This window comes from Streptomyces sp. NPDC046876, from assembly GCF_040645035.1.
Classification (GTDB): domain Bacteria; phylum Actinomycetota; class Actinomycetes; order Streptomycetales; family Streptomycetaceae; genus Streptomyces.
The window spans coordinates 1-24,989 of the sequence record NZ_JBEYXK010000101.1 but is presented as its reverse complement, the minus strand read 5'-3'; the positions used below and the strand labels follow the sequence as shown (position 1 = coordinate 24,989).

The following is a 24,989-nucleotide window of genomic DNA, read 5'->3' as shown; positions in this document are numbered from 1 at the left end:
CCTCAAACGCCGGCGAGGCTGGAATTGCCGCGCAGCGGCAAAATCCAGCCCGCGCGGCGTTTGAGCGCACCGGGCGCGGAGCGCCCGGAACCGGGTCCGGGCGGAGCCCGGTTTCTGGGGGCACCTCCCAGCGGTAGCTGGGGGAGAAGGGGCGGGTAGGGGACAGGCTCCGCGCAGCGGACGCCGCCCCCACCCGTGGCTAGCAGGCGGGGGAGGAGCCCTTCTGGCCCGTGAGGTCGCGGTTGTACAGCCACCCGGAGGTGTTCGTGCCGTCCACGCGGACGTATGTCCACTGGTTGCCGTACTGGTTGACGATGTAGCAGTGGTACCAGAGCTTCGTGCCGTTCTTGACCAGCGCACCGGCGGTGCACTGCTGGTACGGAGCGGACAGCAGGTGGTGGTCGCCGGAGATGTAGCCGTACGTGCCCGGCTTCGGGTCCTTGTGGGTCCAGCCGGCGCAGCCCGTCGGTACGGGGCCCGGCCGGGCGGCGGCCGGCGACGCCGAGGACGCCTTCGGGGAGGGCGATGACGTGCCCGCCACCTTCGAGGCGGTGGCGGTCGGCTTGGCCTTGGTCCCGGAGGGCGAGGGGCTCGGGCCGGACGTCTGCGGTTCGGGGACGGCCGTCGGCGGCGTCACCGCCACCCGGTGCTCGTCCCCGCCACCCCCGCCGGTCACGGCGTACGTGACCCCTCCCGCGGCGAGTACGGCGCCCACCGCCACGGCGGCTATCGCGACCCGCCCGCGGCGCCGCGCAGGGGCCGTGGCCGCCGCCGCGGCGGTGGGCGGCGGCCCCGACGGTCCGGCCTGCTGGGGGAAGAGGGGCGGCGGGCCGAAGCCGGGAGGCGGCCCGGCGACCGGCGCCGCGACCGGCGCCGTGGGGGTGGGCGCGACGGCGACCGGAGCCGGCTGCACGGGCGGCGGCGGGCCGGCGGCGCCGGAGGCCACCCGTTCCAGCATCGCGCGGGCCTGCTCGGCGGTGGGCCGCCTCTCCGGCTCCTTCGCCATCAGCGCGGCCAGCACCGGTCCGAGCGCCCCCGCCCGCCGGGGCGCGGGCAGCGGTTCGGCGATGATGGCGGACAGCGTCGACCACACGGAGGTCCGGCGGAACGGCGAGACGCCCTCCACCGCCGCGTACAGGGTCATCCCCAGGGACCAGATGTCCGAGGCGGGCCCGGGCTCGAGGCCCTGGGCGCGCTCCGGCGGCAGGTAGTCGAGCGAGCCGACGATCTGGCCGCTGCGGGTCAGCTTCGCCAGCTCCTCCTCCTCGTCGCCGGAGGCCTGCATGCTGGCGATGCCGAAGTCGGTGAGCACGACCCGGCCCCCGCGCTCCAGCAGCACGTTCCCCGGTTTCACGTCCCGGTGCAGGACACCGGCCCGGTGTGCGGCGTCGAGCGCGTCCATCAGCTTGGCGCCGATGGCGGCGGCCTCGGAGGGGTCCAGCGCGCCCCGCTCGGCCACGACGCGGTCGAGCGAGGGCCCGTCGACGAGCTCCATCACGATGACCGGCAGGCCCTGCTCCTCGGTCACGTCGTGCACGGTGACCACGCCGGCGTGCCGGATGCGCGCGGCGGCCTGTGCCTCGCGCTGCATCCGGGTGCGCAGGTCGGCCCGTTCGGCGGCGCCGGCGTCGGTGTAGGCGCGCAGCAGTTTGACGGCGACCTCCCGGTTCAGCACCTCGTCGACCGCCCGGGCGACGACGCCCATGCCGCCGCGGCCGACCACCTCGGTGACCCGGTAGCGCCCCCCGAGTGCCCTGCCGACCAGGTCTCCGTCGTTCGCCTGCTCCGATGGCACCGGCACCGCCCGCTCCGTTCCCTCACCGGCCGTCCGGCGACGGCCTGCCGCTGCCCAAGGGTAAGGGCATGGTCACGTCAGGCTTTCACCCGCCCCTGACGGTGCCTCAGCCCTCGCCTCCCACCGTGGTGCTAGCCCGTGGTGAGGGTCAGGGCGTGGTCCAGGGCCTGGAGGAGGCGGCCCGTGGTGGTGCGGTCGCGGACGGCCAGGCGGAGCCAGGAGTCGTCCAGGCCGGGGAAGGTGTCCCCGCGGCGGACCGCGAAGCCGAGGTTGCGCAGGTGCGTGCGGACCGCCGCTGCGTGGTCGATGCGGATCAGCACGAAGGGGGCTTCGGCCGGGCCCGCCACCGAGATCTCCTCGAACTCGGCCAGACCCGCGAGCAGATGCGCGCGGTCCACCGCGATCTGCCGTGCAGCAGCCTCCGCCTCCGCCAGCGCCGCGGGCGCGACGCACGCCTCCGCCGCCACCAGCGCCGGCGTGGACACCGGCCACAGCGGCTGCGCCGCCTCCAGCTTCGCGATGACCTCCGGCTCCGCGAGCACGTAGCCGATCCGCAGCCCCGCCAGCCCCCACGTCTTCGTCAGGCTCCGCAGCACCACCAGCCCCGGGATGTCGGTCCGCCCGGCCAGGGCCTCCCGTTCGCCCGGGACGGCGTCCATGAAGGCCTCGTCCACGACCAGGATCCGGCCCGGGCGGGCCAGCGCGGCCAGCGTCGCCGCCGGGTGCAGGACGGAGGTCGGGTTGGTGGGGTTGCCGACCACCACCAGGTCCGCCTCCTCCGGCACGGCCGCGGGGTCCAGCCGGAACCCGTCCGCCGCCCGCAGCACCACCCGCTCCACCCGGTGCCCCGCGTCCCGCAGTGCGGCCTCCGGCTCGGTGAACTGCGGGTGCACCACCGCCGGCCGCTGCGCGCCCATGGCCCGGGCGATCAGCACGAACGCCTCCGCCGCCCCGGCCGTCAACAGCACCCGCTCGACCGGCAGCCCGTGCCGATCCGCCACTGCCGCGCGAGCCGCGCGCCCGTCGGGGTATGCCGAGAGCACGTCGAGCGAAGCCGCGATGCGCTGCTTGAGCCAGTCCGGGGGCGTGTGCGCCCGTACGTTGACCGCGAGGTCCACCAGCGACCCGCCGTCGCCCCGCACCTCCGCGTCGCCGTGGTGGCGCAGGTCGTGCGGCTGCGCCGTCGCCACCGCGCAGGTGGCCGCGACCGACCGCCGCTTCGGTACGAGGAGTTCGCCGCCGGTGGCGAGCGCCGCGGCCTCCGCGACCGAGGAGGTGCCGGCGGCCTGCCGGGCCGCGTCGGAGGGGTGCGGTACCTCGATGCCGGCCAGCCGGTCGGCGGGGTAGCTGAGCAGCGGCACGCCGAAACGTTCCGCCGCGCCGGCGATCCCCGCCTCGCAGGCCTTCGACTCCACCGTGGCCAGCGCCTTCACCGCGCCCGCGGCTAGCCCGGCCCCGCGCAGCGTCTCCTCGACCAGGGCGCAGACCTCGGCGACGGACACGCCGGCCCGTCCGCCCACCCCGACCACCAGCCCTGTCGCGTAGGCATCCGTCGGCGTCGCACAAGGCTGCTTCGCGTGGTCGTCCGCCGGGTTCATGGCCCCTCCGTAGTCGTCAATCGTGCGTGCGCCGCCGCCCGCGCGCACACGTGCATGCGCGGCCGACAGTCGGTATCCAGGGGCACATGGCCGTGATCGTGGCGCTGGGCGCGTTCCTGATGACCCTGGCGGGCGGGTGGACGGCGCAGCGCGTCACCGACCGCCGCCACCTGGTGCTGGGCCTGGCCGGCGGCTTGATGCTCGGCGTGGTGGGCCTCGACCTGCTGCCGGAGTCGCTGCGGGCGGCGGGCCGCCCGGTGTTCGGCGTGCCGCTCGCGCTGCTGCTGTTCGTGGCCGGGTTCCTCGTCGCGCACGTCGCCGAGCGCCTGCTCGCCGTGCGCCAGGCCGCACACGGCGCCGAGAACGGCGGCGGGAACGGCGGCCGCGTCCCCCAGGTCGGGCTGGCCGCGGCCGCGGCGATGGTCGGCCACAGCGTCGCCGACGGAGTCGCGCTCGGCGCGGCGTTCCAGGTCGGCGGCGGGATGGGGCTGACCGTGGCGCTGGCCGTGGTCACGCACGACTTCGCCGACGGCTTCAACACGTACACGCTCACCCGGCTGTACGGCAACGCCCGCCGGCGGGCACTGCTGATGCTGCTCGCGGACGCCGTCGCCCCGGTGGTGGGCGCGGCGTCCACGACGCTGTTCACCCTTCCGGAGGAACCGCTCGGGGCCTACCTCGGGTTCTTCGGCGGGGTCCTGCTGTACCTGGCGGCCGCCGAGATCCTGCCCGAGGCGCACCACCGGCACCCCGCCCTGTCCACGCTGATGTGCACGGCGGGCGGGGTGGCCGGGATCTGGCTCGTGGTGGGCCTCGCGGAGTGAGGGCGCCGGAGCCCGGGTCGCCGAAGCCCGGGCCTCCGGAGCCCGGGCAGCCGGTACGGGCGTCAACGCAGTCGGCGTCACCGGTGCGTCGCCGCCGCTGCCGCGAAGCGCCGGGCCACGGAGGGTTCCGCCGCCCAGTGCGTGTGCAGGTAGCTGGCGTGCACGCCCTGCCGGACGAAGCCCTCGACGCGCCGCTCGGGGTGCGTGAACCCCCAGGCGGGGGTGGCGCCGGCGCCCGGCTCGACCACCGTCCGGTGGAACTCGTGCCCGCGCAGCCGGGTTCCGGCCGCGGCGAGGGAGCTGTCCGACACCGCGACGGCCTCGCGGTAGCCGAGGGTCAGGCGCTGCGACATCCGGGCGTCCGCGTCCAGCACCCCGCACATGGGCTTGCCGTCGAGCGAGCGCGCGAGGTACAGCAGCCCGGCGCACTCGGCGGCCACCGGCCCGCCCGCCGCGGCGAAGTCCGCGACGGCCTTGCGCAGCGGCTCGTTGGCGGACAGCTCCGGGGCGTACACCTCGGGGAACCCGCCGCCGACGACCAGGCCGGCCGTGTGCTCGGGCAGGGCCTCGTCCCGCAGCGGGTCGAAGGGGACGACCTCGGCTCCGGCGGCGGTGAGCAGCTCCGCGTGCTCGGCGTACGAGAACGTGAACGCGGCCCCGCCCGCGACGGCCACGACGGGCCGGCCGACCGCCGAAGCGGGGGCGGCAGCGGCGGCCGGCCCGGCATCCCGGCCCGGGAGCTGTGCTTCCGCCGGCGCCTGCGCGTCCGCCAGTGCCTGCTCCGCCGACCAGACCGCACAGTCCAGCGGCGGCGCCGACCGGGCCAGCGCCAGCAGCGCCTCCAGGTCACAGCCGGCCCGGACCTGCTCGGCCAGCGCCGCGACGGAGGCCACCGCGTCCGCCCGCCGCTCCGCCACCGGGACCAGGCCCAGGTGCCGGGACGGCGCCTCGACCTGCGGCGCGCGGCGCAGGACGCCGAGGACCGGCATCCCGGCCTCCTCCAGCGCCTCCCGCAGCATCGCCTCGTGCCGGTCCGAGCCGACCTTGTTCAGGATCACCCCGCCGAGGCGCACCTGCGGGTCGAACGACGCGAAGCCGTGCACCAGCGCCGCCACCGACCGGGACTGCGAGGAGGCGTCCACGACGAGCACCACCGGCGCCCGCAGCAGCTTCGCGACCTGCGCGGTCGACGCCAGCTCACCACGGCCCGCGGCCCCGTCGTACAGGCCCATCACTCCCTCGACGACGGCGAGGTCGCAGCCGGCCGCCCCGTGCGCGAACAGCGGACCGACCAGCTCCGGCCCGCACATGAACGCGTCGAGGTTCCGCCCGGGCCGCCCCGTCGCCAGCGCGTGGTAGCCGGGGTCGATGTAGTCGGGCCCTGCCTTGTGCGGGGACACGGCCAGGCCGCGCCCCGCGAAGGCCGCCATCAGGCCCGTCGCGACGGTGGTCTTGCCGCTGCCGGACGAGGGCGCGGCGATCACCAGGCGCGGTACGGCCAGCGGGTGCGGCTTCACCACTCGATGCCCTTCTGGCCCTTCTGGCCGGCGTCCATCGGGTGCTTGACCTTTGTCATCTCGGTGACGAGGTCCGCGAACTCCACCAGCTTCTCCGGCGCGTTGCGGCCCGTGATCACCACGTGCTGGGTGCCGGGGCGGTTGCGGAGCACCTCGATGACCTCGTCGACGTCGATCCAGCCCCAGTGCATCGGGTACGCGAACTCGTCCAGCACGTACAGCCGGTGCGTCTCGGCGGCCAGGTCGCGCTTGACCTGCTCCCAGCCCTCCTTGGCGGCCTGCTCGTTGTCGAGCTGCGCGTCGCGCTGGACCCAGGACCAGCCCTCGCCCATCTTGTGCCAGACGACCGTGCCGCCCTCGCCGGAGGCGCCGAGCACCTTCAGCGCGTTCTCCTCGCCGACCTTCCACTTCGCCGATTTGACGAACTGGAACACCCCGATCGGCCAGCCCTGGTTCCAGGCGCGCAGCGCCAGGCCGAACGCGGCCGTGGACTTGCCCTTGCCCGGCCCCGTGTGGACGAAGACGAGCGGGCGGTTGCGGCGCTGGCGGGTGGTGAGTCCGTCGTCGGGAACGACGGTCGGCTTTCCCTGCGGCATTACGCTGCCCTCCTGTGGGTGTGCGGTGAGGGTGACGCCGGGGACGCCACCGAGGTACGTACGTTCTTCACGAGCCCGGCGAGCGCATCCGCCCGCAGCCCGTCGAGCGTGACCGCCGGGCCGCCGAGGTCGGCGGCCAGCCGCCCGGCCAGGCCGAGCCGGACCGGGCCGGACTCGCAGTCCACGACCACCGAGGCGACGCCCCCGGCCGCCAGCAGCCGGGCGCTGCGCGCCGCGAGCTCGCGGGCGTCGCCGCCGGGGCTGCCGGAGCCGGGGCTGCCGGAGCCGGAGCCGAGGCCGCCGGCCGAGGTGGCGCGGCCGTCGGTGACGACCACGAGCAGCGGCCGGCGGCTCGGGTCCCGCAGCCGCTCGATCCGCAGCACCTCGTGGGCCTTGAGCAGGCCCGCGGCGAGCGGGGTGCGGCCGCCGGTCGGCAGGCGCTCCAGCCGGGCCGCGGCCGCGTCCACCGAGGAGGTGGGCGGCAGCGCGAGTTCGGCGCCGGAGCCGCGGAAGGTGATCAGGCCGACCTTGTCGCGGCGCTGGTAGGCGTCCAGCAGCAGCGACAGGACCGCCCCCTTGACCGCGCCCATGCGCTGCCGGGCGGCCATCGAGCCGGAGGCGTCGACCACGAAGAGCACGAGGTTGCCCTCACGGCCCTCCCGGGTGGCCTGGCGCAGGTCGTCCCTGCGGAGCACCAGGCCGCGGCCGGTGCGGCCGCGGGCCTTCTGGTGCGGGGCGGCCGCCTGTACGGTCGCCGCCAGGTGCAGCTTCGTCAGCTGGCCGCGGGGGCGCTGGGCGCCGGTGGTGCGGCCGTGCGCGGTGCGGGCGCGGGAGCGGCGGCCCGCCGCGCCCTCGCCGAGGCCCGGCACGCTGAGCATCTTGGTCCGGAACGGCTCCGCGGCCCGTACGGCGGCCTGCTCGGGCGCGCCGGCGCCCTGGGCTGCGGGCTGCGGGGCCTCTGCGGGCTCGGGGGCCTCCCGTCCTTCGGGGGCCTCGGGCGCCTGCGGGGCCTGGGCCTCCTCCGGGCCGCCGCCCTGCGGGGGAACCCCGCCGCCGTCCCCGTCGGGCCCGCCGTCGCCGGGGCCGCCGTCGTCCGGACCCTCCGGCTCCGGATCCGGGTCGGGCTCCGGCTCGTCGTCGGGGAAGCCGTCCAGGATCTCGTCGAGCTTGTCCTCGTCGAGGCCCGGCGCGTCGAACGGGTTGCGCCGGCGCCGGTGGGGGAGCGCCAGCAGGGCGGCCTGGCGAACGTCTTCCTTGCGTACGGAGGTCCGCCCGGCCCAGGCGGCCAGCGCGGTCGCGGTGCGGGCCATCACGATGTCGGCGCGCATGCCGTCCACCTCGAAGCCGGCGCAGGTCGCCGCGATCTGCAGCAGGGCGGTGTCGCCCAGGCGGACCTGCGGCAGCAGGGCCCGGGCGGCCACGACGCGGGCCCGGACCTCCGCCTCGTCGCCGGCCCAGCGGCTCGCGAAGCCGGCCGGGTCGTCCTCGTACGCGAGCCGGCGGCGCACCACCTCGACGCGCTGCTCCGGCTCGCGGGAGGCGGCGACCTCGACGGTCAGCCCGAACCGGTCGAGCAGCTGCGGGCGCAGCTCGCCCTCCTCGGGGTTCATGGTGCCGACGAGCAGGAAGCGGGCGGCGTGCCGGACCGAGACGCCCTCGCGCTCGACGTACGAGGCGCCCATCGCGGCCGCGTCCAGCAGGAGGTCGATGAGGTGGTCGTGGAGCAGGTTGACCTCGTCGACGTAGAGGATGCCGCGGTGCGCGTCGGCGAGCAGGCCGGGTTCGAAGGCCTTGACGCCCTCGGACAGGGCCCGCTCGATGTCGAGCGCGCCGACGAGGCGGTCCTCGGAGGCTCCGACGGGCAGCTCGACCATGCGGGCGGGGCGCGCGGTCCCCGGCCCCGGCTCGTGCGGGCCGTCCGGGCAGGCCGGGTCCGGGGCGGCGGGCGCACAGCTGAACCGGCAGCCGGGCACGACGTCGACCTGCGGGAGCAGGGCGGAGAGCGCGCGCACGGCGGTGGACTTGGCGGTCCCCTTCTCGCCGCGCACGAGCACGCCGCCGACCGCCGGGCTCACGGCGTTGAGCAGCAGCGCCAGCCGCAGGTCGGTCTGGCCGACCACTGCGGTGAACGGGTAGGGCGTGCTCATACGTTGCTCACTCCTTCTGTACGGATGTGGGGGCGGGGCCGCGGCTGCGGGTGGGGAGCGGTGCCGTCGGCCGGGCGGCGTCGCTGCGCTGCGCGGCTTTCTCCCCGCCCCGCCCTTCCCCCGTTCCCCGGGGCTCCGCCCCGGACCCCGCGCCTCAAACGCCGGCGGGGCCGGAAGTGCGGGCCGTGCGCCGCTTGTGCGTGCGGGTGGGCTGCTCCCGACCCGTACGGGCGCGGAGCCCCCGGGACCGGCTCAGGGCGAAGGCCCGCATCCCGGCAGGGCCGGAGGGGCATCTCCAGCCCGCGCGGCGTTTGAGCGCAGTGGTGGGGGCCGGGGGCGCAGCTCCCGGTTTCGGGAAGGGGCGGGGTGGGGGTGGCTGCCCGCAGGGCGGGGTCGGGACGGGCCGCTCCCGGGACCGCCACCGGGGCTGCGGCCCTCACGGTGCGCCCGGGGGCAGGAACGGCAGGCCCGCCGGGGCGCCCGACTCGATCAGCTTCAACAGGGCGGCCGTGTCCGCATGCTCCTCGATCAGGTCGCCCAGGATGTCCAGCTGCTCCTCCCGCAGGGCCGAGAACGAGGTGTCCGGCGAGGGGACGAACCGCCGCCCCGCGGCCCGCGCCACCTCGCGCAGGAACGCGCGGCGGAACCCGTCCGACTCCAGGGAGCCGTGCCAGTGCGTGCCCCAGACGGAGCCCACCCGGCAGCCGTCCAGGAAGGCGTCGCCGCCCAGGACCTCCGCCACGCCGTGGTGGATCTCGTAGCCGGCGACCGGCTCGCCCAGCGCCGATCCGACCGGCCGGGCCAGGGTCTTCTCCCGGTCGAAGCGGATGCGCACCGGCAGCAGGCCGAGCCCGTCCACCACGCCCGCCTTCGACTCGACCTCGTCCTCGATCCGCTCGCCCAGCGCCTGGAACCCGCCGCAGATGCCCAGCACGGGGCGTCCCTCCGCCGCCCGCCGGGCCAGCGCCTCGGCCAGCCCGCGCTCGCGCAGCCACTCCAGGGCCTTCACGGTGCCACGGGTCCCCGGCACCACCGCCAGGTCCGCGTCGGCCAGCTCCTCGGGCCGGTCCACGAACCGCACGATCACGCCCGGCTCCGCCGCCAGCGCATCCACGTCGGTGAAGTTCGACATCAGCGGCACCGCGCACACCGCGACCCGCAGCACGTCCTCGCCGACCGGCGGCGCCACCACCGACTCGCGCACCGCGCCCCGCAGGGAGACCCTCAGGCCGTCCTCCTCGTCGATGCCCAGCCCGTGCCGGTACGGCAGCACCCCGTACGTGGCCCGGCCGGTCAGCGACCGCAGCATCTCCATGCCCGGCTCCAGCAGGGAGACGTCCCCGCGGAACTTGTTCACCAGGTAGCCGGCGATCAGCGACTGGTCCTCGGGGGACAGCAGCGCCGTCGTCCCGAAGAACGAGGCGAAGACGCCGCCGCGGTCGATGTCGCCGACCACGACCACCGGGAACCGCGCGGCCCGCGCGATGCCCATGTTCACGATGTCGGTCCGGCGCAGGTTGATCTCGGCCGGACTGCCCGCCCCCTCGCAGATCACGGCGTCATACGTGCCCCGCAGCTGCTCCAGGCAGTCCGTGACGACGCCGAGCAGCTGCTCCTGCCGCCCGCCGTGGTAGCCGCGGGCGCTCATCTCGCCCACCGGCCTGCCCAGCAGCACCACCTGGCTGCTGCGGTCACTGCCGGGCTTGAGCAGGACGGGGTTCATCAGCGCGGTCGGCTCCACGCCGGCGGCCTGGGCCTGCATGGCCTGCGCCCGCCCGATCTCGGCGCCCTCGCGCGTCACGAACGAGTTGAGGGACATGTTCTGCGCCTTGAACGGCGCCACCTTCACGCCCTGGCGGGCCAGCCACCGGCAGATGCCGGCCGTGACCACGCTCTTGCCGGCGTCCGACGTCGTGCCCGCGACGAGGAGGCCCCCCGCGCGTCCGCCCGCCTGCCTCCCGCGCATACCGCCCCCGCTCATGCCCGCCCCTTCCGCGACGCCGCCGACCACCGCGACACCGCACACCGCAGTGCCACGCACGCTCCCAGGGCCAGCCACGTCACCCGATGCGACAGCTGCACGGCCCGTTCGATGTCCGCGACCTCCACCGGCCGCCCCGCCGCGCCGTTGAGCACGGCGCGGTGCTCCACGCGCCCGCCGTACGAGAGGGTGCCGCCCAGCCGTACGCCGAGCGCCCCGGCGAAGGAGGCCTCCACCGGCCCGGCGTTGGGGCTCGGGTGGGCGGCGGCGTCGGCGCGCCACGCCCGTACGGCGCCGCGCCGGTCGGGCCCGGCCACCACGGCGGCCAGTGCGGTCAGCCGGGCGCCGGGCCAGCCGGCGAGGTCGTCGAGGCGGGCGGAGGCCCAGCCGTAGCGCAGGTGGCGGGGTGACTTGTGGCCGACCATCGCGTCGAGGGTGTTGATCGCGCGGAAGGCCAGCAGCCCGGGGACGCCGCCGGCCGCGCCCCACACCAGGGCGCCCACCACCGCGTCGGAGGTGTTCTCGGCCACGGACTCCACGACGGCCCGGGCCATCTGCTGCCCGTCCAGGGCCTGCGGGTCGCGCCCGCACAGGTGCGGCAGCCGCTCGCGGGCCACCTCTTCGTCCCCGGCGGCGAGCGCCCCGCCGATGGCCCGGGCCTCCCGGCCCAGGGAGGTGCCGCCGACGACCGCCCAGGTGGCCGCGGCGGTCAGGGCGATACGGGCGGCCGCGGGCCGGGAGCGCACGGCGCGGGCGCCCAGCGCGCCGACGGCGGCCGCGCCCCCGGCGCAGAGGAGGGTGTGCAGGACGCCGCGGGCGCGGTCGTCGCGCCACAGGGCGCGTTCGACGGCGGCGGCGGCCCGTCCGAAGGCGGCCACGGGGTGTCCCCGGCGCGGATCACCGAGGATCCGGTCGCCGATCAGGCCCACCGTGGCGCCGTACGCGAAGACGCGATCGGCACGCATGGTTGCAGGTATGTCCTCACTCAGGGTCCGCGCCCTGGTTCGACGTGTCCGGCGGCGAGAGTTCCTGGCTCCCGGGCCGCACGCGCCGCGTGCGCCCTGGTGACAGTGGCGGGACCGCGCCGGAATCGCACCGGACTTCCTCTCCATGCCGCCGTATTGGCTCGGGCAGTCCACCACGCACCGCGAACGCCCGTCAACTCGCCGTTGACCTGCGCTGCGGCGGGCCGCGGGTCGGCCACGGCAGGCCGTGAGCAGGGGGCCGTGTGCATGGCTGTGGGCATGAGACTGCGGTCATGCTGCGGGCATGGCAGAGCTCCCCCCGGAAGGATCCGGGGGGAGCTCTGGCGTGCTGCCGTCAGGCCCCGCGAGCAGCGGGGGCCGCGCCGGTCAGCTGACGATCAGGTAGATCCCGTACGCCACGGCCGCCGCGACGACCGCGAAGCAGGCGTACGCGCCGCTGCGGGCCAGGGTGGCGGTGCCGCCCTGCTCGGTGGCGGCCTCGTGCTTCGACAGGCCCACCAGGCCCAGGGTGAACAGGGCCACGAGGGCGACGGTGGCGGAGAGGCTGACCCCGAAGACGGAGCCGAGGGCTGCCCAGTCGATCTTCATGCTGCGGATTCCTCTGTCGTTCGCGGGGTCAGACCGCGGCGGCCGGGGCCGCAGGGGTCGTCGGGGCGGCCGCCGGGATGGTGGCCTTGAGGTCCTCGTCCGTCACGGCGGCGGTCGTACCGGCGGCGGCGGCCGCACCCGTGGTCGGCGGGACGGTGACGGCGGCCATGGCCGTGGTGACGACACCCGGCTCCTCGGCGGCCGCGGAGGCGGCGGCCGGCTGCACGTCGTTGACGTTGTGGTGGTCGACGACCTGGCGGCGCGAGACCAGCCAGATGGCCAGGCAGGAGCCGACGAGGAAGACCGCGACGGCGGCGATGCCGAGGTTGCCGGTACGCATGATCAGCTCGGCGCCCGCGGAGACCAGGGCGGCGGCCGGCAGGGTCAGGCCCCACGCGACGAACATGCGGGTGGCGGTGGACCAGCGGACCACACCGCCCTTGCGGCCCAGGCCCGCACCCATCACCGCGCCGGAGCAGGCGTGGGTGGTGGAGAGGGAGAAGCCGAGGTTGGAGGAGGCCAGGATGACGCTCGCGGCCGAGGTCTGGGCGGCGAAGCCCTGCTGCGGCTGGAGCTCGGTCAGGCCGCTGCCCATGGTGCGGATGATGCGCCAGCCGCCCAGGTAGGTGCCGAGCGCGATGGCCGTGCCGGCGGAGACGATGACCCAGACCGGCGGGTTCGCGCCGGACTCCAGGGCGCCGCCGGCGACGAGCGCCAGCGTGATGATGCCCATGGTCTTCTGCGCGTCGTTGGTGCCGTGCGCCAGGGAGACGAGGCCGGCCGAGGCGATCTGGCCGGCGCGGTAGCCCTTCGCGGAGGTCTTCTCGCCGATCCGGCCGCCGAGCTTGTACGTGACGCGCGCGGCCAGCATCGAGGCCACGCCGGCCACGATCGGCGCGGCGACGGCGGGGATGAGCACCTTGGTGACCACGACGCTGCCGTTGACGGCCCCGATGCCGGCGGAGGCGACCGCGGCACCGATCAGACCGCCCATCAGGGCGTGGGAGGAGCTGGAGGGGAGTCCGACCAGCCAGGTGACCAGGTTCCAGAGGATCGCGCCGACGAGCGCGGCGAAGATCACCTCGGGCTGGATGCCCGTCTCGTTGACGAGGCCCTTGGAGATCGTCTTGGCGACCTCCACGGACATGAACGCGCCGACGAGGTTGAGCACGGCGGACATGGCCACCGCCGTCTTGGGCTTGAGGGCGCCGGTCGAGATGGTGGTCGCCATCGCGTTGGCTGTGTCGTGGAAACCGTTCGTGAAGTCGAACACGAGAGCGGTGATGATCACGATCCCGAGGAGAAGCGTTATGTGCTCCATTTACCCAGGCTTCTGTTTGGCGTCAGTGGCTCGCCGACCGTAGGCAATCTGGGTGAACGGAAGATGAACTGACTCGGGCGGAGCGATGTACGAGGGCGGCTCCGCGACGGGACCTTCCTCCCGATTTTGCCGGTGATACAGGGATTGATGCACGTCAGGGCGGGGTGAACGGGCTGTTTCGGCTGGCGGAGGCGTCCGGGGGGACCCCTCGGCGGCCGCGGGAAGGTGATCCACATCACCTTTTTTCGATCATGCTCGGGAGACCCTCCGGCGGACCGCTTCCGGCCATCCCGGCGCAGATTCCGCTTGCCGCCCCGAATGGCCCGTCGGCGCTCGTGCCCCGACACTGGAGCGGTGCGCACCGCCACAGCGACGGCCGCGGCCGTCGCGACCACCCTCGTCGGTGCCGGCGCGGCCGCCGTCGCCGCGGGCCGGTACGCCGCGGACGCCGCCCTGCGGCCCGAGCCGGGGCGCCCGCTGCCCGGCACGCCGCGGCTCAGCGTCCACTCCAGTGCCCCCGACCGGGTCGCGCTGACCCGCTCCCTGGCCTCGCTGCGCCCCGGCACGTACGGACTCGCCGCGCCAGGGGTGCACGCCGTCGTCGGGCCGGTCCTCGACGGCGCCGCCCACGACCCCGACACCGTCGTGCGCCGCCTCGTCGCGGTCACCCACGGCCGCCTCGAGCCCGGCACCCGGGTCGTCCTGACCCCCCAGGTCCACCTCGGCGACCCGGGCTCAGCCCTCGGGCTGGACCACGCCGACGTGGACATCCCCGGCGAGCTGGGCGAGCTGCCCGCCTGGTTCCTGCCCGGCGCCCGCGACACCTGGGTGATCGCCGTGCACGGGCTCGGCGCAGGCCGCGAGCACGCGATGGTGGTCATGCCCTTCCTCCACCGCCTCCGCCTGCCCGTCCTCGCCCTCGCCTACCGCGGCGACCTCGGCGCCCCCGCCTCCCCGGACGGCCTCGGCCACCTCGGCGAGTCCGAGTGGCGCGACGTGGACGCCGCCATCCGCTACGCCCTGCGCTACGGCGCCCGCCGCGTCGTCCTGCACGGCTGGTCCACCGGCGCCGCCATGGCCCTGCACGCCGCCGAGCGCTCCGCCCTCGCCGGCCGGATCGGCGGGCTGGTGCTCGACTCGCCGGTGCTCGACTGGCACACCACCCTGCGCGCGCTCGCCGCCGCCCGCCGCACCCCGTCCGCCCTGCTGCCGCTCGCCGTGCGCGCCGCCGAAGGGCGCGCCGGGCTGCGGGCCGCCGACCGGACGGCCCCGGGCGCGGACCCCGGCGCCCTGCGCGTCCCCGTGCTGCTCTTCCACGGCCCCGACGACGCGATCGCCCCCTGGGAGCCCTCGCGCCGGCTCGCCGCCGCCCGGCCCGACCTCGTCACGCTGAAGACCGTCCGCGACGCCCCGCACGGGGCGATGTGGAACGCCGACCCGGAGGGGTACGAGGAAGCACTGCGCCGCTTCCTCACCCCGCTGATGTGAACTGGTGTGAACTCCGTGTGCACACTGGGGCAGGGGACGAGCTATGCCCCGATATGCCCCTTCGCCGGCCGCTGATAATGGCCGATTCCGTTTGGGCTTTCGGCCGGTGACGGGCGAGACTTCTTCCGTGACGTCCCGAAAGCCTGATGAGCAGTTGGCTCGCGACTCCAGACTCCGACTCGTCTCCCCGCGCTCCGTCGCCGCGGCCCGCAAGGCCGTGACCGACCGGCGCACCCGACCGGCCTCCCGGCCCCCGGCGGGCACCCCCGCCACGGCCGAACTGGCCGCCCGGGCCCGGGCCTCGCTCGTCGATGCCGTACGCCTCGCCCGGTGGGCCGAGCTCAACCTCGGGGCGGGCGACGGGGGGCGTCCCGCACCGGCGGGCGCCCTGCCCGCCGCGGACGTCGAACGGGCCGCCGGAGAATTGGGACTGACGCACGGGCAGATCCGGGTCGGCTGGGACCGCGCCCGCCTCGCCGGCCTCGTCGAGGTGCACGGCGGCCACGCCCGGCCCGGCTGGCGGCTGCGCGCCTGGGACCGCGACGACAGCGCCGTGCTGCGCGGCTGGGTCGCCCTGTTCGACGCCTGGTCGCTGGTCCACCCGGCCCCCGCCGACATCGCCCCCGCGGTCGTCGCCGAGGTGGTCGAGGCGATGCCCCAACTGCTGTCCCTGCTGCAGCTGTCCGCAGGCCCGGTGACCGTGCCGGACCTGCTGGACCTGCTCGGCCAGCGCGTCACCGAACTGCGCGACGAACGGTGCGAGGTCCCCTACGACGCCCCGCCGTCCGGGACCCCGGCCCCTGCGGCTCCCGCTGACGCCCCGGCAGCCGCGGACGCGCCGGCCGCCCCGCTGCCGACCGCACCGCCGGCCGGCGGGAGCCCGGCCGCCACGGCCCCGGCAGCCGCCCCGCCGCACCGGCCCGCCCCCGTTCCGCTCGCCCGGCTGCTGCGCTGGGCGCTCGGCGGGCTCGCCGCCGTCGACGCCGTCACCCTCGGACCCGCGCAGGCCTCGCTCACCCCGCTCGGCAGCTGGGCCGTCTGGGTCAAGCTGGAGCAGATCTGCGTGGCCGCGCAGAGCCCCGCCGGCAACATCGAGCAGTCCGCCGCCGCCATGCTCCACGGCTGCGCCCGGCTCACGCCCGGGCCGGCCCGCGCCGAGTACCGGGCCTGGCTCGCCGCCCGCCCCGTCGGCCACGCCGTCAGCGAGCTCCTGAACGCCGCCCGCGGCGAGGACGCCCTGCTGCGCGGCCTGGCCTTCGAAGCCCTGCGCGTGGTCGGCGCCCCGGCCGAGCCCGAGGTCCGCGCCGCCGTGCGCGAGCCGGCCCTGCGGCCGTACGCCCTGCTCTGGCTCGCCGAGCACGACGGGGTCGATCCGGACGAGGCCCAGGACGTACTCACCGCCGAGGAGTCCACCTGGCTCTGGGTGGACACCGCCGCCGCCATCGCCGACCACGGCGAGGCCGAGCTGCTGGCCCGCCACCTCGACTCGGCCGTGCGGACCACCGTCCCGCGGCTGCTGGACGAGGTCCGCGCGGTCGGCCACCCGCGCACCGTGCAGGTCCTGGTCGCACTGGCCGCCGCCCACCCCGACCCGGCCCTGGCCAAGGCCGTCCGCCGGGCCGCCTTCCAGGTCCACACCGGCGGGGCGTGACGCCACGCGCCGCGGGATCAGACCTGCGGCGCGTACGTCCCGAAGCTCCAGACGTTGCCCTCCGCGTCCCTGGCCATGTAGTCCCGCGACCCGTACTCCTGGTCGGTGGGCTCCATCAGGATCTCCACCCCGTGCTCCACGGCCCGGCGGTGGTGCGCGTCCACGTCCTCCACCACCACGTAGATGCCGGCCGGCCCGGCGTCCGCCATGACCTTGTCGAACACGCCGCCGCGCCCCTTGCTCCCGAGCATCACCGCACCGCTCCCGTACGCCAGCTCGGCGTGCATCACGGTGCCGTCCTCGGCCTCGTAGACCGCGACCCGGGTGAAACCGAACGCCTCCGTCAGCTGCTGGATCGCTGCCTTGGCGTTGCCGTAGAGCAGTGTCGGAAACACGGACGGATGTCCGGCCATGACGATCACCCCTTCTCATGCCGGTGAATGTGACCCGCACCACAGCATGGCAGGCGTCGCCGACGGCGGGCGGAAGGCGGTCGGCCCGGTCAGCGGAAGGTGTTGCACCGGTCGATGTCGCCCGTGCGGTAGCCCTCGTAGAACCACTGCTGCCGCTGCCGGGCCGAGCCGTGCGTCCAGGACTCCGGGCTCACCCGCCCCTGGAACCTCTCCTGGATCCGGTCGTCGCCGACCGCGGCCGCCGCGTCCAGGCCGTCCCGGATGTCCTGGTCGGTCAGGCTGGTGATCAGCGGCCGGCCCGTCGACTCGTCCGGGGTCCGCGTCGCGTGGTGCGCCCACACCCCCGCGTAGCAGTCGGCCTGCAGCTCGACCCTGACCGCGTTGCTGTTCGCGCCCTGCTGCCCGTCCTGGGCCTTGCGCAGCGTGCCGGTCAGGTTCTGGACGTGGTGCCCGTACTCGTGGGCCACGACGTAGGCCTGGGCGAAGGGGCCGCCGCTCGCGCCGAACTTCGTGCGCAGCTCGTCGAAGAAGCCGAGGTCCAGGTAGACCTGCCGGTCGGCGGGGCAGTAGAACGGCCCCACGGCGGCGGTCGCCGTCCCGCAGGCGGTGTTCACCCGCTCGCTGAAGAAGACGGTCGTCGCGGGGGCGTACCTCCCGCCGCGCCGGGTGAACTCCTGCTTCCAGTAGTCCTGGGTGCTGTTGACGACCGCGACCAGCCGGCAGTCCTCCCGCGCGTTCGCGTCCCGCCCCTTGCGGCAGCTCTGCTGCACCTCGCCGGCGGAGGAGGGGACCGTCCGCGGCTCCTGGTCCCCCGACGACAGCCCCAGCTGCTCCGGACCCACGCCGAAGAACAGCCCCAGGAGCAGTGCGACGAGCCCGGCGATGCCGCCGCCGATCGTCGCGCGCCCGCCCGGGATGCGGCTGCCGCGCACGTCCTCGACCTCGGAGGTGTCCAGATCGGCGTCGTCGTCGAACTGCATGGCAGCACCGCCCTCGCCTCCACGTGACCGCCCCTGCGGCGAGTATCACCCGCCCACGGCCCGAAAGTCGGTTGCGGACCCCCGGTAGAATGAATCCCATGGCAAATCTCCTCGCGGATTAGCGGCGTCGAAGCTCGCGTCCCCCGCCCCCTTCCGCCGTTCCCACCCGCCCTGGAGCATTTCCGTGATCACCGCCACCGGCATCGAGCTGCGCGCCGGCGCCCGCATCCTCATCGAGTCCGCCTCCTTCCGCGTCGCCAAGGGCGACCGCATCGGCCTGGTCGGCCGCAACGGAGCGGGCAAGACCACCCTCACCAAGTGCCTCGCGGGCGAAGGACAGCCCGCCGCCGGCGCCATCACCCGTTCGGGCGAGGTCGGCTACCTGCCGCAGGACCCGCGCACCGGTGACCTGGACGTGCTCGCCCGCGACCGGATCCTCTCCGCCCGCGGCCTCGACGTGCTGATCAAGAAGATGCGCGCCAACGAGGACCGCATCGCCAACGGCTCCGGCGCCACCCGCGAGAAGGCCCTGCGCCAGTACGAGCGCCAGGAGACCGAGTTCCTCACCAAGGGCGGGTACGCCGCCGAGTCCGAGGCCGCGACCATCTCGGCCGCCCTCGGCCTGCCCGACCGCGTCCTCGGCCAGCCGCTGCACACCCTCTCCGGCGGCCAGCGGCGCCGCGTCGAGCTCGCCCGGATCCTGTTCTCGGACGCCGACACCCTGCTCCTCGACGAGCCGACCAACCACCTCGACGCCGACTCGATCGTCTGGCTGCGGGACTACCTGAAGACCTACCGCGGCGGCTTCATCGTGATCTCCCACGACGTCGACCTCGTCGAGACGGTGGTCAACAAGGTCTTCTACCTCGACGCCAACCGCTCGGTCATCGACGTCTACAACATGGGCTGGAAGCTCTACCAGCAGCAGCGCGAGGCCGACGAGAAGCGCCGCAAGCGCGAGCGCCAGAACGCCGAGAAGAAGGCCGCGGCCCTCAACGCCCAGGCCGACAAGATGCGCGCCAAGGCCACCAAGACCGTCGCCGCGCAGAACATGGCCAAGCGCGCCGACCGCCTGCTGTCCGGCCTGGAAGCCGTCCGCGCCCAGGACAAGGTCGCCAAGCTGCGCTTCCCCGACCCGGCGCCCTGCGGCAAGACCCCGCTGACCGCCGAGGGCCTGTCGAAGTCGTACGGCTCCCTGGAGATCTTCACCGACGTCGACCTGGCCATCGACAAGGGCTCCCGCGTGGTCATCCTCGGCCTCAACGGCGCCGGCAAGACCACCCTGCTGCGCCTGCTGTCGGGCACCGAGAAGCCCGACACCGGCACGGTGGTCCCCGGCCACGGCCTCAAGCTCGGCTACTACGCCCAGGAGCATGAGACCCTGGACCCCGAGCGCACGGTCCTGGAGAACATGCGCTCCTCCGCGCCCGACCTGGACCTGGTCGACGTCCGCAAGACGCTGGGCTCCTTCCTGTTCTCCGGCGACGACGTCGACAAGCCGGCCGGGGTCCTCTCCGGCGGTGAGAAGACCCGCCTCGCCCTCGCGACGCTGGTCGTCTCCTCGGCGAACGTGCTGCTCCTGGACGAGCCCACCAACAACCTGGACCCCGCCAGCCGCGAGGAGATCCTGAGCGCGCTGCGCACGTACAAGGGCGCCGTCATCCTCGTCACGCACGACGAGGGAGCGGTCGAAGCGCTGGAGCCGGAGCGGATCATCCTGCTCCCGGACGGCGTCGAGGACCTGTGGGGCCCGGACTACCGGGACCTCGTCGCCCTCGCCTGACGCGTCCGCGGCAGGTTGATCCAGTTCCTTATGGATCATTCGGCTCAGACGTGCTCCATCATCTGAGTGAGACGGTCTGGTACCGCTGCGCTCTGTACGACGGCCCCGGCCGCGCCCGCACGGGTGCGTCCCCGGGGCCGTCTGCTGTGCCCCTCCCGCCCCTGACCTGGAGCTTCCTCTCGGGGACGCAGAGATGTGACGGACGTCATGCAACGGAAGGGGGGATTCCGTTCTGCTCGGCCGTCCACTGCCGGAGAAATGCCGTCGTACCGACCTTTGCTGAATGGGTGGCCAGGAAGCCGGGGAGGGGTGATCATGAGAAGTCCAGAGCGCACTTCCCATGAGGAGGCACGGGTGGCCGAGACTCTGAAGAAGGGCAGCCGGGTGACCGGCGCCGCGCGCGACAAGCTCGCGGCAGACCTGAAGAAGAAGTACGACTCCGGTGCGAGTATCCGTGCGCTGGCCGAGGAAACGGGCCGGTCCTACGGATTCGTCCACCGGATGCTGAGCGAGTCCGGAGTCGTGCTGCGCGGTCGCGGTGGCGCGACGCGCGGCAAGAAGGCGGCTTCGGTCTGACCCGACCGGGACCCCGGGCGCGAGGCCCGGGGCCGGGGCGAAGAGACGTTTGCCCGCCTACACCGCGGTACCTTCGGTGACCCCCGGTCGGCCGCGCGGTCGACCGGGTGGTTACTGTGCAGTCACTTAGGCCGACACCGCGGCCGACTGCACACCGGAGGCACCCAGATGGCTCTGCTCGACAAGGACGGCGTACGGCTCACCGTGGACGAAGCCGTCGCCACGGTGACACTGACCAATCCGGCGAAGCGAAACGCCCAGTCCCCCGCGCTCTGGCGGGCGCTGACGGAGGCCGGAAGGTCGTTGCCGGGCACCGTCCGGGTCGTGGTGCTGCGCGGTGAGGGCAAGTCCTTCTCCGCCGGGCTCGACCGGCAGGCGTTCACTCCCGAGGGCTTCGAGGGTGAGCCGTCCTTCCTCGACCTGGCGCGGGGATCGGACGAACTGCTTGACTCCACCATCGCCGAGTACCAGGAGGCCTTCACCTGGTGGCGGCGCAATGACATCGTCTCCATCGCCGCCGTGCAGGGCCACGCGATCGGTGCCGGCTTCCAGCTCGCGCTGGCCTGCGACCTCCGTGTGGCCGCGGACGACGTGCAGTTCGCCATGCGCGAGACCAGCCTGGGCCTCGTGCCGGACCTCGCGGGCACCCAGCCGCTGACCTCCCTGGTCGGTTACGCCCGCGCGCTCGAGATCTGCGCCACCGGCCGTTTCGTGCACGCCGAGGAGGCCGAGCGGATCGGCCTGGCCAACCTCGTCGTGCCCGCCGACGAGCTCGACGCGGCGGTCAAGGACCTCACCACCGCGCTCGTGGCCCCGCCGCGGGACGCGGTCATCGAGACCAAGGCGCTGCTCCGCGACGCCCTGTCCCGCTCGTACGACGACCAGCGCACCGCGGAGCGCGCCGCCCAGGCCCGCCGCCTGCGGGACCTGGCCGGCCTCTCCGACTGACCCCGACCGGCCGGCACCCGGCCGGGGCCCGGCGCTGATCCCGTACCCCCGTGACGGGACCAGCGCGGCTCCGGCATGCCCGCAGGGCGGTGTCACGGGAGCAGGAGGGCCTTGCCCGCGATCTCCCGGGCCTCGATCGCCCGGTGCGCCTCGGCCGCCTCGGCCAGCGGGAAGGTCCGGGCGATCACCGGCCGCAGCCGGCCCGCCGCCGCCTCGCCCAGCGCGAACGCCGTCAGCCGCTGCGTCTGCTCCGCGGTCAGCTGCACCTCCTGGATCCCGTGCAGGGTGATGCCGCGCCGCTCGGCCTCCTGCGGGCTCAGCCGGGCGAAGCCGCCGCTCGGCGCGCCGTGGGCGGAGACCCACCCGCCGTCGCGGACCAGGGCGAACGCGGCCAGGCCCAGCTCGCCGCCGACCCCGTCCAGCAGCACGTCCACCGGGCCGCCGACCTGCTCGGTCCAGCCGTCCTGCGTGTAGTCCACCGTCCGGTGGGCCCCCAGCTCCCGTACCAGCGCCAGCTTCCGCTCGCCCCGGGCCGCGCCGATCACCTCGGCCCCGGCCGCCACCGCGAGCTGCACCAGCAGCGTCCCCATCCCGCCGGCCGCGCCCAGGATCAGCACCCGGGATCCGGAGGTGATCCCGGCCCGCGCGGCGATGCTCGCCGCGGTCACCCCGTCGTGCGCCAGCGCCGCCGCCTGCGCCGGCTCCAGTCCCTCCGGGACCGCGACCAGCCGCTCCAGCGGGACCCGGACCAGCTCGGCGTACGTGCCCCGGGTGCCCGCGGCCGCGACCGCGCGGCGCCCGAGCCACTCCGGGTCGACGCCCTCGCCCACCGCCACCACGGTTCCGGCCGCCGCGCCGCCCGGCACGTACGGCGGACGGATGCCGAAGTGCTCGCCCCAGCCGCCGCGGATCTGCGTCTCCACGAAGATCGTGTCCACGGCCTCGGCCCGCAGCACCGCCTCGCCCGCGCCGGGCACCGGATCCGCGGTCTCCACCGGCACCAGCACCTCGGGACCGCCGTACCCGTCCACGCGTATCGCCCGCATGGGTCCCCCTCTTTTCCTTTGCTTCATTTCCGTTGCTCCCGCCCCTCGGCGGGCCGTCCTTGATCGCGGACCCACTCTCCAACCTCGACTTCGGTTGAGGTCAAGGCCGCCCGGGAAAACCGGTCCGGGGCGACCGGCGTAGTCCCGGGGCGCAGCCGCCCGCTCCCGCTTACCGTGGAGCGCAGGGAGTCCGTCCGCGCGAAGGGACACGCGATGACCGAATCCGTATCCGGGGGCGCCGCCCGCGACCCGGCCGACCGCGGCCGTACGAGCATCTCCGACGGGGTGGTCGAGAAGATCGCGGGGCTGGCCGCCCGCGAGGTCGTCGGCGTCCACGCCATGGGCACCGGCAGCGGCCTGTCCCGCACCTTCGGGGCCGTCCGCGACCGGGTCCCCGGCGGGGCGAAGTCGTCCGTCACGCGCGGGGTCAAGGCCGAGGTCGGCGAGGTCCAGACCGCCCTGGACCTGGAGATCGTCGTCGACTACGGGGTGTCCATCCGCGACGTCGCCCGGGCCGTCCGCGTGAACGTCATCGACGCGGTCGAGCGGATGACGGGCCTGGAGGTCGTCGAGGTGAACATCGCGGTGAGCGACGTGAAGCTGCCCGACGAGCCCGACGAGGAGCCGGAGTCCCGACTCCAGTAGGGGATTTCCAGGAGGGAAGGTGCCCGCATGAGGATGGCGGTCGTCGGCTTGTTCGCCGGCATGGCCCTCGCGTTCGCCGGCTACTTCGGGGGCTTCGGTGCCTTCCTGCTGACGGCGGCGCTCGGCGCCATCGGCTTCGTCGTCGGCCGGTTCCTGGACGGTGACCTGGAGCCCGGCGACTTCTTCCGCCCCCGCGACCGCGACCGGTGAGGCCCCGATGACCACGCCCCGGGCGACCCCGCCGAGTTCGCCGAATCCGCCGACCCCGCCGACTCCGCCCAGGCAGGGGCCGCCGCGGCCCGTACCGCCCCGGGTGCCGCCCGCCGAGCGCGGCGCGACCCAGATCGCCGACCGGGTCGTCGCGAAGATCGCGGCCCAGGCCGCCCGCGAGGCGCTCGCCGCGCAGCCCGGCGGGCCGCCCTCCGGCGGGACGGCCGCCGCCCCGCACGCGACGGTGACCGTCCACCACGACATCGCCCGGGTCCGGGTGAGCCTGGAGCTCGCCTACCCCGCCGACCTCGCCGCCCAGTGCGCCGCCGTGCGCAGCCGGGTCGTGCAGCGGATCGAGGAGTGCGCGGCCATGGCCGTACCGGAGGTCGACATCGACATCGAGCACCTGCACCCGGCGCAGACCCGCAGCGCCGCCGTGCGGGACCGGCGGCTGCGGTGACGGCCCCCGCGCCGGGCGGTGCGGCCGCGCCCGCGCCCGCGGACCCGCCCGACGGGTCCGCGCCCCCCGCGCCGCCCTCCCGCGTCCACCGGTTCCGGTCGACCCGGCGGATCCCGGCCGCCCTGACCGCGCTCGCGCTGCTCGGGGCGGCGGGCCTGTTCCTGTACGACCTCGCCGCCGTACGGGCCCACCGGCCCGGCATGGCCTGGCGGCGCGAGCTCGCCGCCCAGCTGGCCCGGCGCACCCCCGCCGACCCGGAGGTCCTCGTCGCGGCCGGGGTCCTGGTCGCCGTCGGGGCGGTGCTGCTGGTGCTCGCGCTGGCGCCGGGGCTGCGCGGGATCCTGCCGATGCGGCCGCCGCCGGGGGCCGCCGGGGTCCGGGCCGGGCTCGGCCGCAAGGCCGCCGCGCAGGTGCTGCGGGACCGGGCCATGGAGGTCTCCGGCGTGCGCTCGGCGCGGGTGAAGGTGGGCCGCTCCCACGTGGTGGTGCGGGCCGCCTCCCACTTCCGCGAGCTGGACGACGTACGGGCCGACCTGGAGGCGGTGCTCGCCGTCGGCATCGGCGAACTGGGCCTGGCCCACCCGCCGCAGCCGCGGGTACGGGTCAACCGCGCGCCGGCCGGCGGGAAGAGGTGAGCGGTGTGCTCCGGACCGTCAACCGGATCCTGCTCGGGATTGTCGGCCTGGTCCTGATCGGCGTCGGCGTGGTGGTGCTGACGGCGGCGCCGCCGCTCGGCGGCCGCCACGCACCGCTGCTGGCGGAGGCGACCCGGCTCCGGTACTGGCATGCCGAGGGCTGGTGGTGGTGGGGGACGCTCGCCGGGCTGGCGGTGTGCGTGCTGCTCGCGCTGTGGTGGCTGCTGGCCCAGCTGCGGCGCTCGCGGCTGCCGGCGGTGGTGGTGGACACCGGCGACGGGGCGTTCGCCGTGCTGCGGGGCCGGGCGCTGGAGGAGGCGGTGGCCGCGGACGCCGGCGCGCTCGACGGGGTGGCGCGGTGCCGGGTCGCGCTGCGGGGGCGGCGGGGGGCGCCGAGCCTGCGGGTGGGGCTGGAGCTGGAGCCGTATGCCGTGCCGGCCGATGCGCTGGCTGCGCTGGCCGGGCCGGTGCTCGGGCACGCCCGTGCCTCGGCGGCCCTGCCCGGCCTGACCGCTGAGGCCCGCCTCTCGGTCCCGCGCCACCGAGCCCGCCGCGTCACATAACCCCGGCCCGGCCCCACGCCGGGCGGTCCCCGCCCCGGCCCCGCTGCCGCTGCCGCTGCCGCTGCCGCTGCCGCTGCGCGGAGCCATCCCCTCCCCGCCCCTTCTCCCCCAGCTACCGCCGGGAGGTGCCCCCAGAAACCGTGGCCGCGGCCCCGGCCCCCGCCGCGGGGCTGCGCCCCGCACCCCGCCTGGGGCTCCGCCCCGGACCCCGCGCCTCAAACGCCGGCGGGGCTGGAAT

General features: G+C 75.5%; 23 protein-coding genes and 1 riboswitch. Of the genes, 11 read left to right on the top strand and 12 right to left on the bottom strand.

Translation table 11 applies throughout. The features are described from left to right. Positions 1–199: 199 nt before the first annotated feature. On the bottom strand, positions 200–1,795 hold the full coding sequence (locus ABZ924_RS32275) for a serine/threonine-protein kinase (protein ID WP_361917775.1): 1,596 nt from the start codon (positions 1,793–1,795) through the stop codon (positions 200–202). 131 nt (positions 1,796–1,926) lie between these two features. Then, positions 1,927–3,393: an Rv2231c family pyridoxal phosphate-dependent protein CobC gene (gene cobC / locus ABZ924_RS32270; RefSeq protein WP_361917766.1), complete on the bottom strand. Its 1,467-nt coding sequence runs from the start codon at positions 3,391–3,393 to the stop codon at positions 1,927–1,929. Positions 3,394–3,479: 86 nt separating this feature from the next. On the opposite strand from cobC, the gene ABZ924_RS32265 reads away from it, so the two are divergent. After that, on the top strand, positions 3,480–4,217 hold the full coding sequence (locus ABZ924_RS32265; protein WP_361917763.1) for a ZIP family metal transporter: 738 nt from the start codon (positions 3,480–3,482) through the stop codon (positions 4,215–4,217). 77 nt (positions 4,218–4,294) lie between these two features. Here the strand turns inward: ABZ924_RS32265 and ABZ924_RS32260 are convergent, their stop codons facing one another. From ABZ924_RS32260 to ABZ924_RS32230, 7 genes are all read right to left on the bottom strand, one after another. Continuing rightward, positions 4,295–5,737, bottom strand: a complete 1,443-nt coding sequence (locus ABZ924_RS32260) for a cobyrinate a,c-diamide synthase (protein WP_361917761.1) — start codon at positions 5,735–5,737, stop codon at positions 4,295–4,297. Next, positions 5,731–6,330: a cob(I)yrinic acid a,c-diamide adenosyltransferase gene (gene cobO, locus ABZ924_RS32255; RefSeq protein ID WP_361917758.1), complete on the bottom strand. Its 600-nt coding sequence runs from the start codon at positions 6,328–6,330 to the stop codon at positions 5,731–5,733. Before cobO ends, ABZ924_RS32260 begins: the two co-directional genes overlap by 7 nt. Beyond that, positions 6,330–8,477 carry a putative cobaltochelatase gene (locus tag ABZ924_RS32250; RefSeq protein ID WP_361917755.1) on the bottom strand — a complete coding sequence of 716 codons (2,148 nt, stop codon included), beginning with the start codon at positions 8,475–8,477 and terminating at the stop codon, positions 6,330–6,332. Before ABZ924_RS32250 ends, cobO begins: the two co-directional genes overlap by 1 nt. 436 nt (positions 8,478–8,913) lie before the next feature. After that, a complete protein-coding gene (locus ABZ924_RS32245; protein ID WP_361917772.1) occupies positions 8,914–10,443 on the bottom strand; it encodes a cobyric acid synthase in 1,530 nt (509 codons plus the stop codon). Positions 10,444–10,454: 11 nt separating this feature from the next. Continuing rightward, positions 10,455–11,423, bottom strand: a complete 969-nt coding sequence (locus ABZ924_RS32240; protein WP_361917752.1) for a cobalamin biosynthesis protein — start codon at positions 11,421–11,423, stop codon at positions 10,455–10,457. Between the two features lie 58 nt (positions 11,424–11,481). After that, positions 11,482–11,566: riboswitch (cobalamin riboswitch) on the bottom strand. Positions 11,567–11,810: 244 nt separating this feature from the next. Further along, on the bottom strand, positions 11,811–12,032 hold the full coding sequence (locus tag ABZ924_RS32235) for a hypothetical protein (protein ID WP_361917749.1): 222 nt from the start codon (positions 12,030–12,032) through the stop codon (positions 11,811–11,813). Between the two features lie 28 nt (positions 12,033–12,060). Then, complete coding sequence (locus tag ABZ924_RS32230; RefSeq protein ID WP_361917746.1) at positions 12,061–13,353, bottom strand: inorganic phosphate transporter; 1,293 nt, start codon at positions 13,351–13,353, stop codon at positions 12,061–12,063. A 354-nt stretch (positions 13,354–13,707) separates the two neighbouring features. Between ABZ924_RS32230 and ABZ924_RS32225 the strand changes: the two genes are divergently transcribed. Together ABZ924_RS32225 and ABZ924_RS32220 are read left to right on the top strand one after the other, a co-directional pair. Continuing rightward, complete coding sequence (locus ABZ924_RS32225; protein WP_361917743.1) at positions 13,708–14,841, top strand: hypothetical protein; 1,134 nt, start codon at positions 13,708–13,710, stop codon at positions 14,839–14,841. A 217-nt stretch (positions 14,842–15,058) separates the two neighbouring features. Next, positions 15,059–16,492 (top strand): hypothetical protein, encoded by a 1,434-nt coding sequence (locus ABZ924_RS32220; RefSeq protein ID WP_361917769.1) that lies wholly within the window; start codon positions 15,059–15,061, stop codon positions 16,490–16,492. A 17-nt stretch (positions 16,493–16,509) separates the two neighbouring features. Here ABZ924_RS32220 and ABZ924_RS32215 read toward each other — a convergent pair whose 3' ends face one another. Beyond that, positions 16,510–16,905 (bottom strand): VOC family protein, encoded by a 396-nt coding sequence (locus tag ABZ924_RS32215; protein WP_361917740.1) that lies wholly within the window; start codon positions 16,903–16,905, stop codon positions 16,510–16,512. A gap of 89 nt (positions 16,906–16,994) precedes the next feature. Then, positions 16,995–17,885 carry a neutral zinc metallopeptidase gene (locus ABZ924_RS32210; RefSeq protein ID WP_361917737.1) on the bottom strand — a complete coding sequence of 297 codons (891 nt, stop codon included), beginning with the start codon at positions 17,883–17,885 and terminating at the stop codon, positions 16,995–16,997. Positions 17,886–18,069: 184 nt separating this feature from the next. On the opposite strand from ABZ924_RS32210, the gene abc-f reads away from it, so the two are divergent. The 3 genes from abc-f to ABZ924_RS32195 all read left to right on the top strand — a co-directional run bounded on the left by abc-f (position 18,070) and on the right by ABZ924_RS32195 (position 21,192). Then, positions 18,070–19,668, top strand: coding sequence for a ribosomal protection-like ABC-F family protein (abc-f, locus tag ABZ924_RS32205; protein ID WP_361917734.1), 1,599 nt, complete (start codon positions 18,070–18,072; stop codon positions 19,666–19,668). 354 nt (positions 19,669–20,022) lie between these two features. Continuing rightward, on the top strand, positions 20,023–20,244 hold the full coding sequence (locus ABZ924_RS32200) for a helix-turn-helix domain-containing protein (RefSeq protein WP_285526799.1): 222 nt from the start codon (positions 20,023–20,025) through the stop codon (positions 20,242–20,244). A gap of 168 nt (positions 20,245–20,412) precedes the next feature. Next, entirely contained in the window at positions 20,413–21,192 is a 780-nt protein-coding gene (locus ABZ924_RS32195; protein WP_361917731.1) for an enoyl-CoA hydratase/isomerase family protein, read from the top strand. Positions 21,193–21,284: 92 nt separating this feature from the next. Here the strand turns inward: ABZ924_RS32195 and ABZ924_RS32190 are convergent, their stop codons facing one another. Then, positions 21,285–22,238 (bottom strand): zinc-binding dehydrogenase, encoded by a 954-nt coding sequence (locus tag ABZ924_RS32190; protein ID WP_361917728.1) that lies wholly within the window; start codon positions 22,236–22,238, stop codon positions 21,285–21,287. A gap of 213 nt (positions 22,239–22,451) precedes the next feature. Between ABZ924_RS32190 and ABZ924_RS32185 the strand changes: the two genes are divergently transcribed. The 5 genes from ABZ924_RS32185 to amaP are packed head-to-tail and all read left to right on the top strand — an operon-like array spanning position 22,452 to position 24,751. Continuing rightward, entirely contained in the window at positions 22,452–22,883 is a 432-nt protein-coding gene (locus ABZ924_RS32185; RefSeq protein ID WP_361917725.1) for an Asp23/Gls24 family envelope stress response protein, read from the top strand. Positions 22,884–22,910: 27 nt separating this feature from the next. Beyond that, positions 22,911–23,093 carry a hypothetical protein gene (locus tag ABZ924_RS32180; protein WP_361917722.1) on the top strand — a complete coding sequence of 61 codons (183 nt, stop codon included), beginning with the start codon at positions 22,911–22,913 and terminating at the stop codon, positions 23,091–23,093. 7 nt (positions 23,094–23,100) lie between these two features. After that, positions 23,101–23,553 (top strand): hypothetical protein, encoded by a 453-nt coding sequence (locus tag ABZ924_RS32175; protein ID WP_361917719.1) that lies wholly within the window; start codon positions 23,101–23,103, stop codon positions 23,551–23,553. Further along, on the top strand, positions 23,550–24,188 hold the full coding sequence (locus ABZ924_RS32170; RefSeq protein ID WP_361917716.1) for a DUF6286 domain-containing protein: 639 nt from the start codon (positions 23,550–23,552) through the stop codon (positions 24,186–24,188). Before ABZ924_RS32175 ends, ABZ924_RS32170 begins: the two co-directional genes overlap by 4 nt. After that, entirely contained in the window at positions 24,185–24,751 is a 567-nt protein-coding gene (gene amaP, locus ABZ924_RS32165; protein ID WP_361917713.1) for an alkaline shock response membrane anchor protein AmaP, read from the top strand. The genes ABZ924_RS32170 and amaP overlap by 4 nt, the downstream gene beginning before the upstream one ends. Positions 24,752–24,989 lie beyond the last annotated feature (238 nt).

Bases quoted from the DNA above. Each gene is read 5' to 3' on its own strand.
- cobC (WP_361917766.1), bottom strand. From the start codon at position 3,393: ATGAACCCGGCGGACGACCACGCGAAGCAGCCTTGTGCGACGCCGACG.
- ABZ924_RS32265 (WP_361917763.1), top strand. From the start codon at position 3,480: ATGGCCGTGATCGTGGCGCTGGGCGCGTTCCTGATGACCCTGGCGGGC.
- cobO (WP_361917758.1), bottom strand. From the start codon at position 6,330: ATGCCGCAGGGAAAGCCGACCGTCGTTCCCGACGACGGACTCACCACC.
- ABZ924_RS32250 (WP_361917755.1), bottom strand. From the start codon at position 8,477: ATGAGCACGCCCTACCCGTTCACCGCAGTGGTCGGCCAGACCGACCTG.
- ABZ924_RS32245 (WP_361917772.1), bottom strand. From the start codon at position 10,443: ATGCGCGGGAGGCAGGCGGGCGGACGCGCGGGGGGCCTCCTCGTCGCG.
- ABZ924_RS32240 (WP_361917752.1), bottom strand. From the start codon at position 11,423: ATGCGTGCCGATCGCGTCTTCGCGTACGGCGCCACGGTGGGCCTGATC.
- ABZ924_RS32235 (WP_361917749.1), bottom strand. From the start codon at position 12,032: ATGAAGATCGACTGGGCAGCCCTCGGCTCCGTCTTCGGGGTCAGCCTC.
- ABZ924_RS32230 (WP_361917746.1), bottom strand. From the start codon at position 13,353: ATGGAGCACATAACGCTTCTCCTCGGGATCGTGATCATCACCGCTCTC.
- ABZ924_RS32215 (WP_361917740.1), bottom strand. From the start codon at position 16,905: ATGGCCGGACATCCGTCCGTGTTTCCGACACTGCTCTACGGCAACGCC.
- ABZ924_RS32210 (WP_361917737.1), bottom strand. From the start codon at position 17,885: ATGCAGTTCGACGACGACGCCGATCTGGACACCTCCGAGGTCGAGGAC.
- ABZ924_RS32195 (WP_361917731.1), top strand. From the start codon at position 20,413: ATGGCTCTGCTCGACAAGGACGGCGTACGGCTCACCGTGGACGAAGCC.
- ABZ924_RS32190 (WP_361917728.1), bottom strand. From the start codon at position 22,238: ATGCGGGCGATACGCGTGGACGGGTACGGCGGTCCCGAGGTGCTGGTG.
- ABZ924_RS32185 (WP_361917725.1), top strand. From the start codon at position 22,452: ATGACCGAATCCGTATCCGGGGGCGCCGCCCGCGACCCGGCCGACCGC.
- ABZ924_RS32180 (WP_361917722.1), top strand. From the start codon at position 22,911: ATGAGGATGGCGGTCGTCGGCTTGTTCGCCGGCATGGCCCTCGCGTTC.
- ABZ924_RS32175 (WP_361917719.1), top strand. From the start codon at position 23,101: ATGACCACGCCCCGGGCGACCCCGCCGAGTTCGCCGAATCCGCCGACC.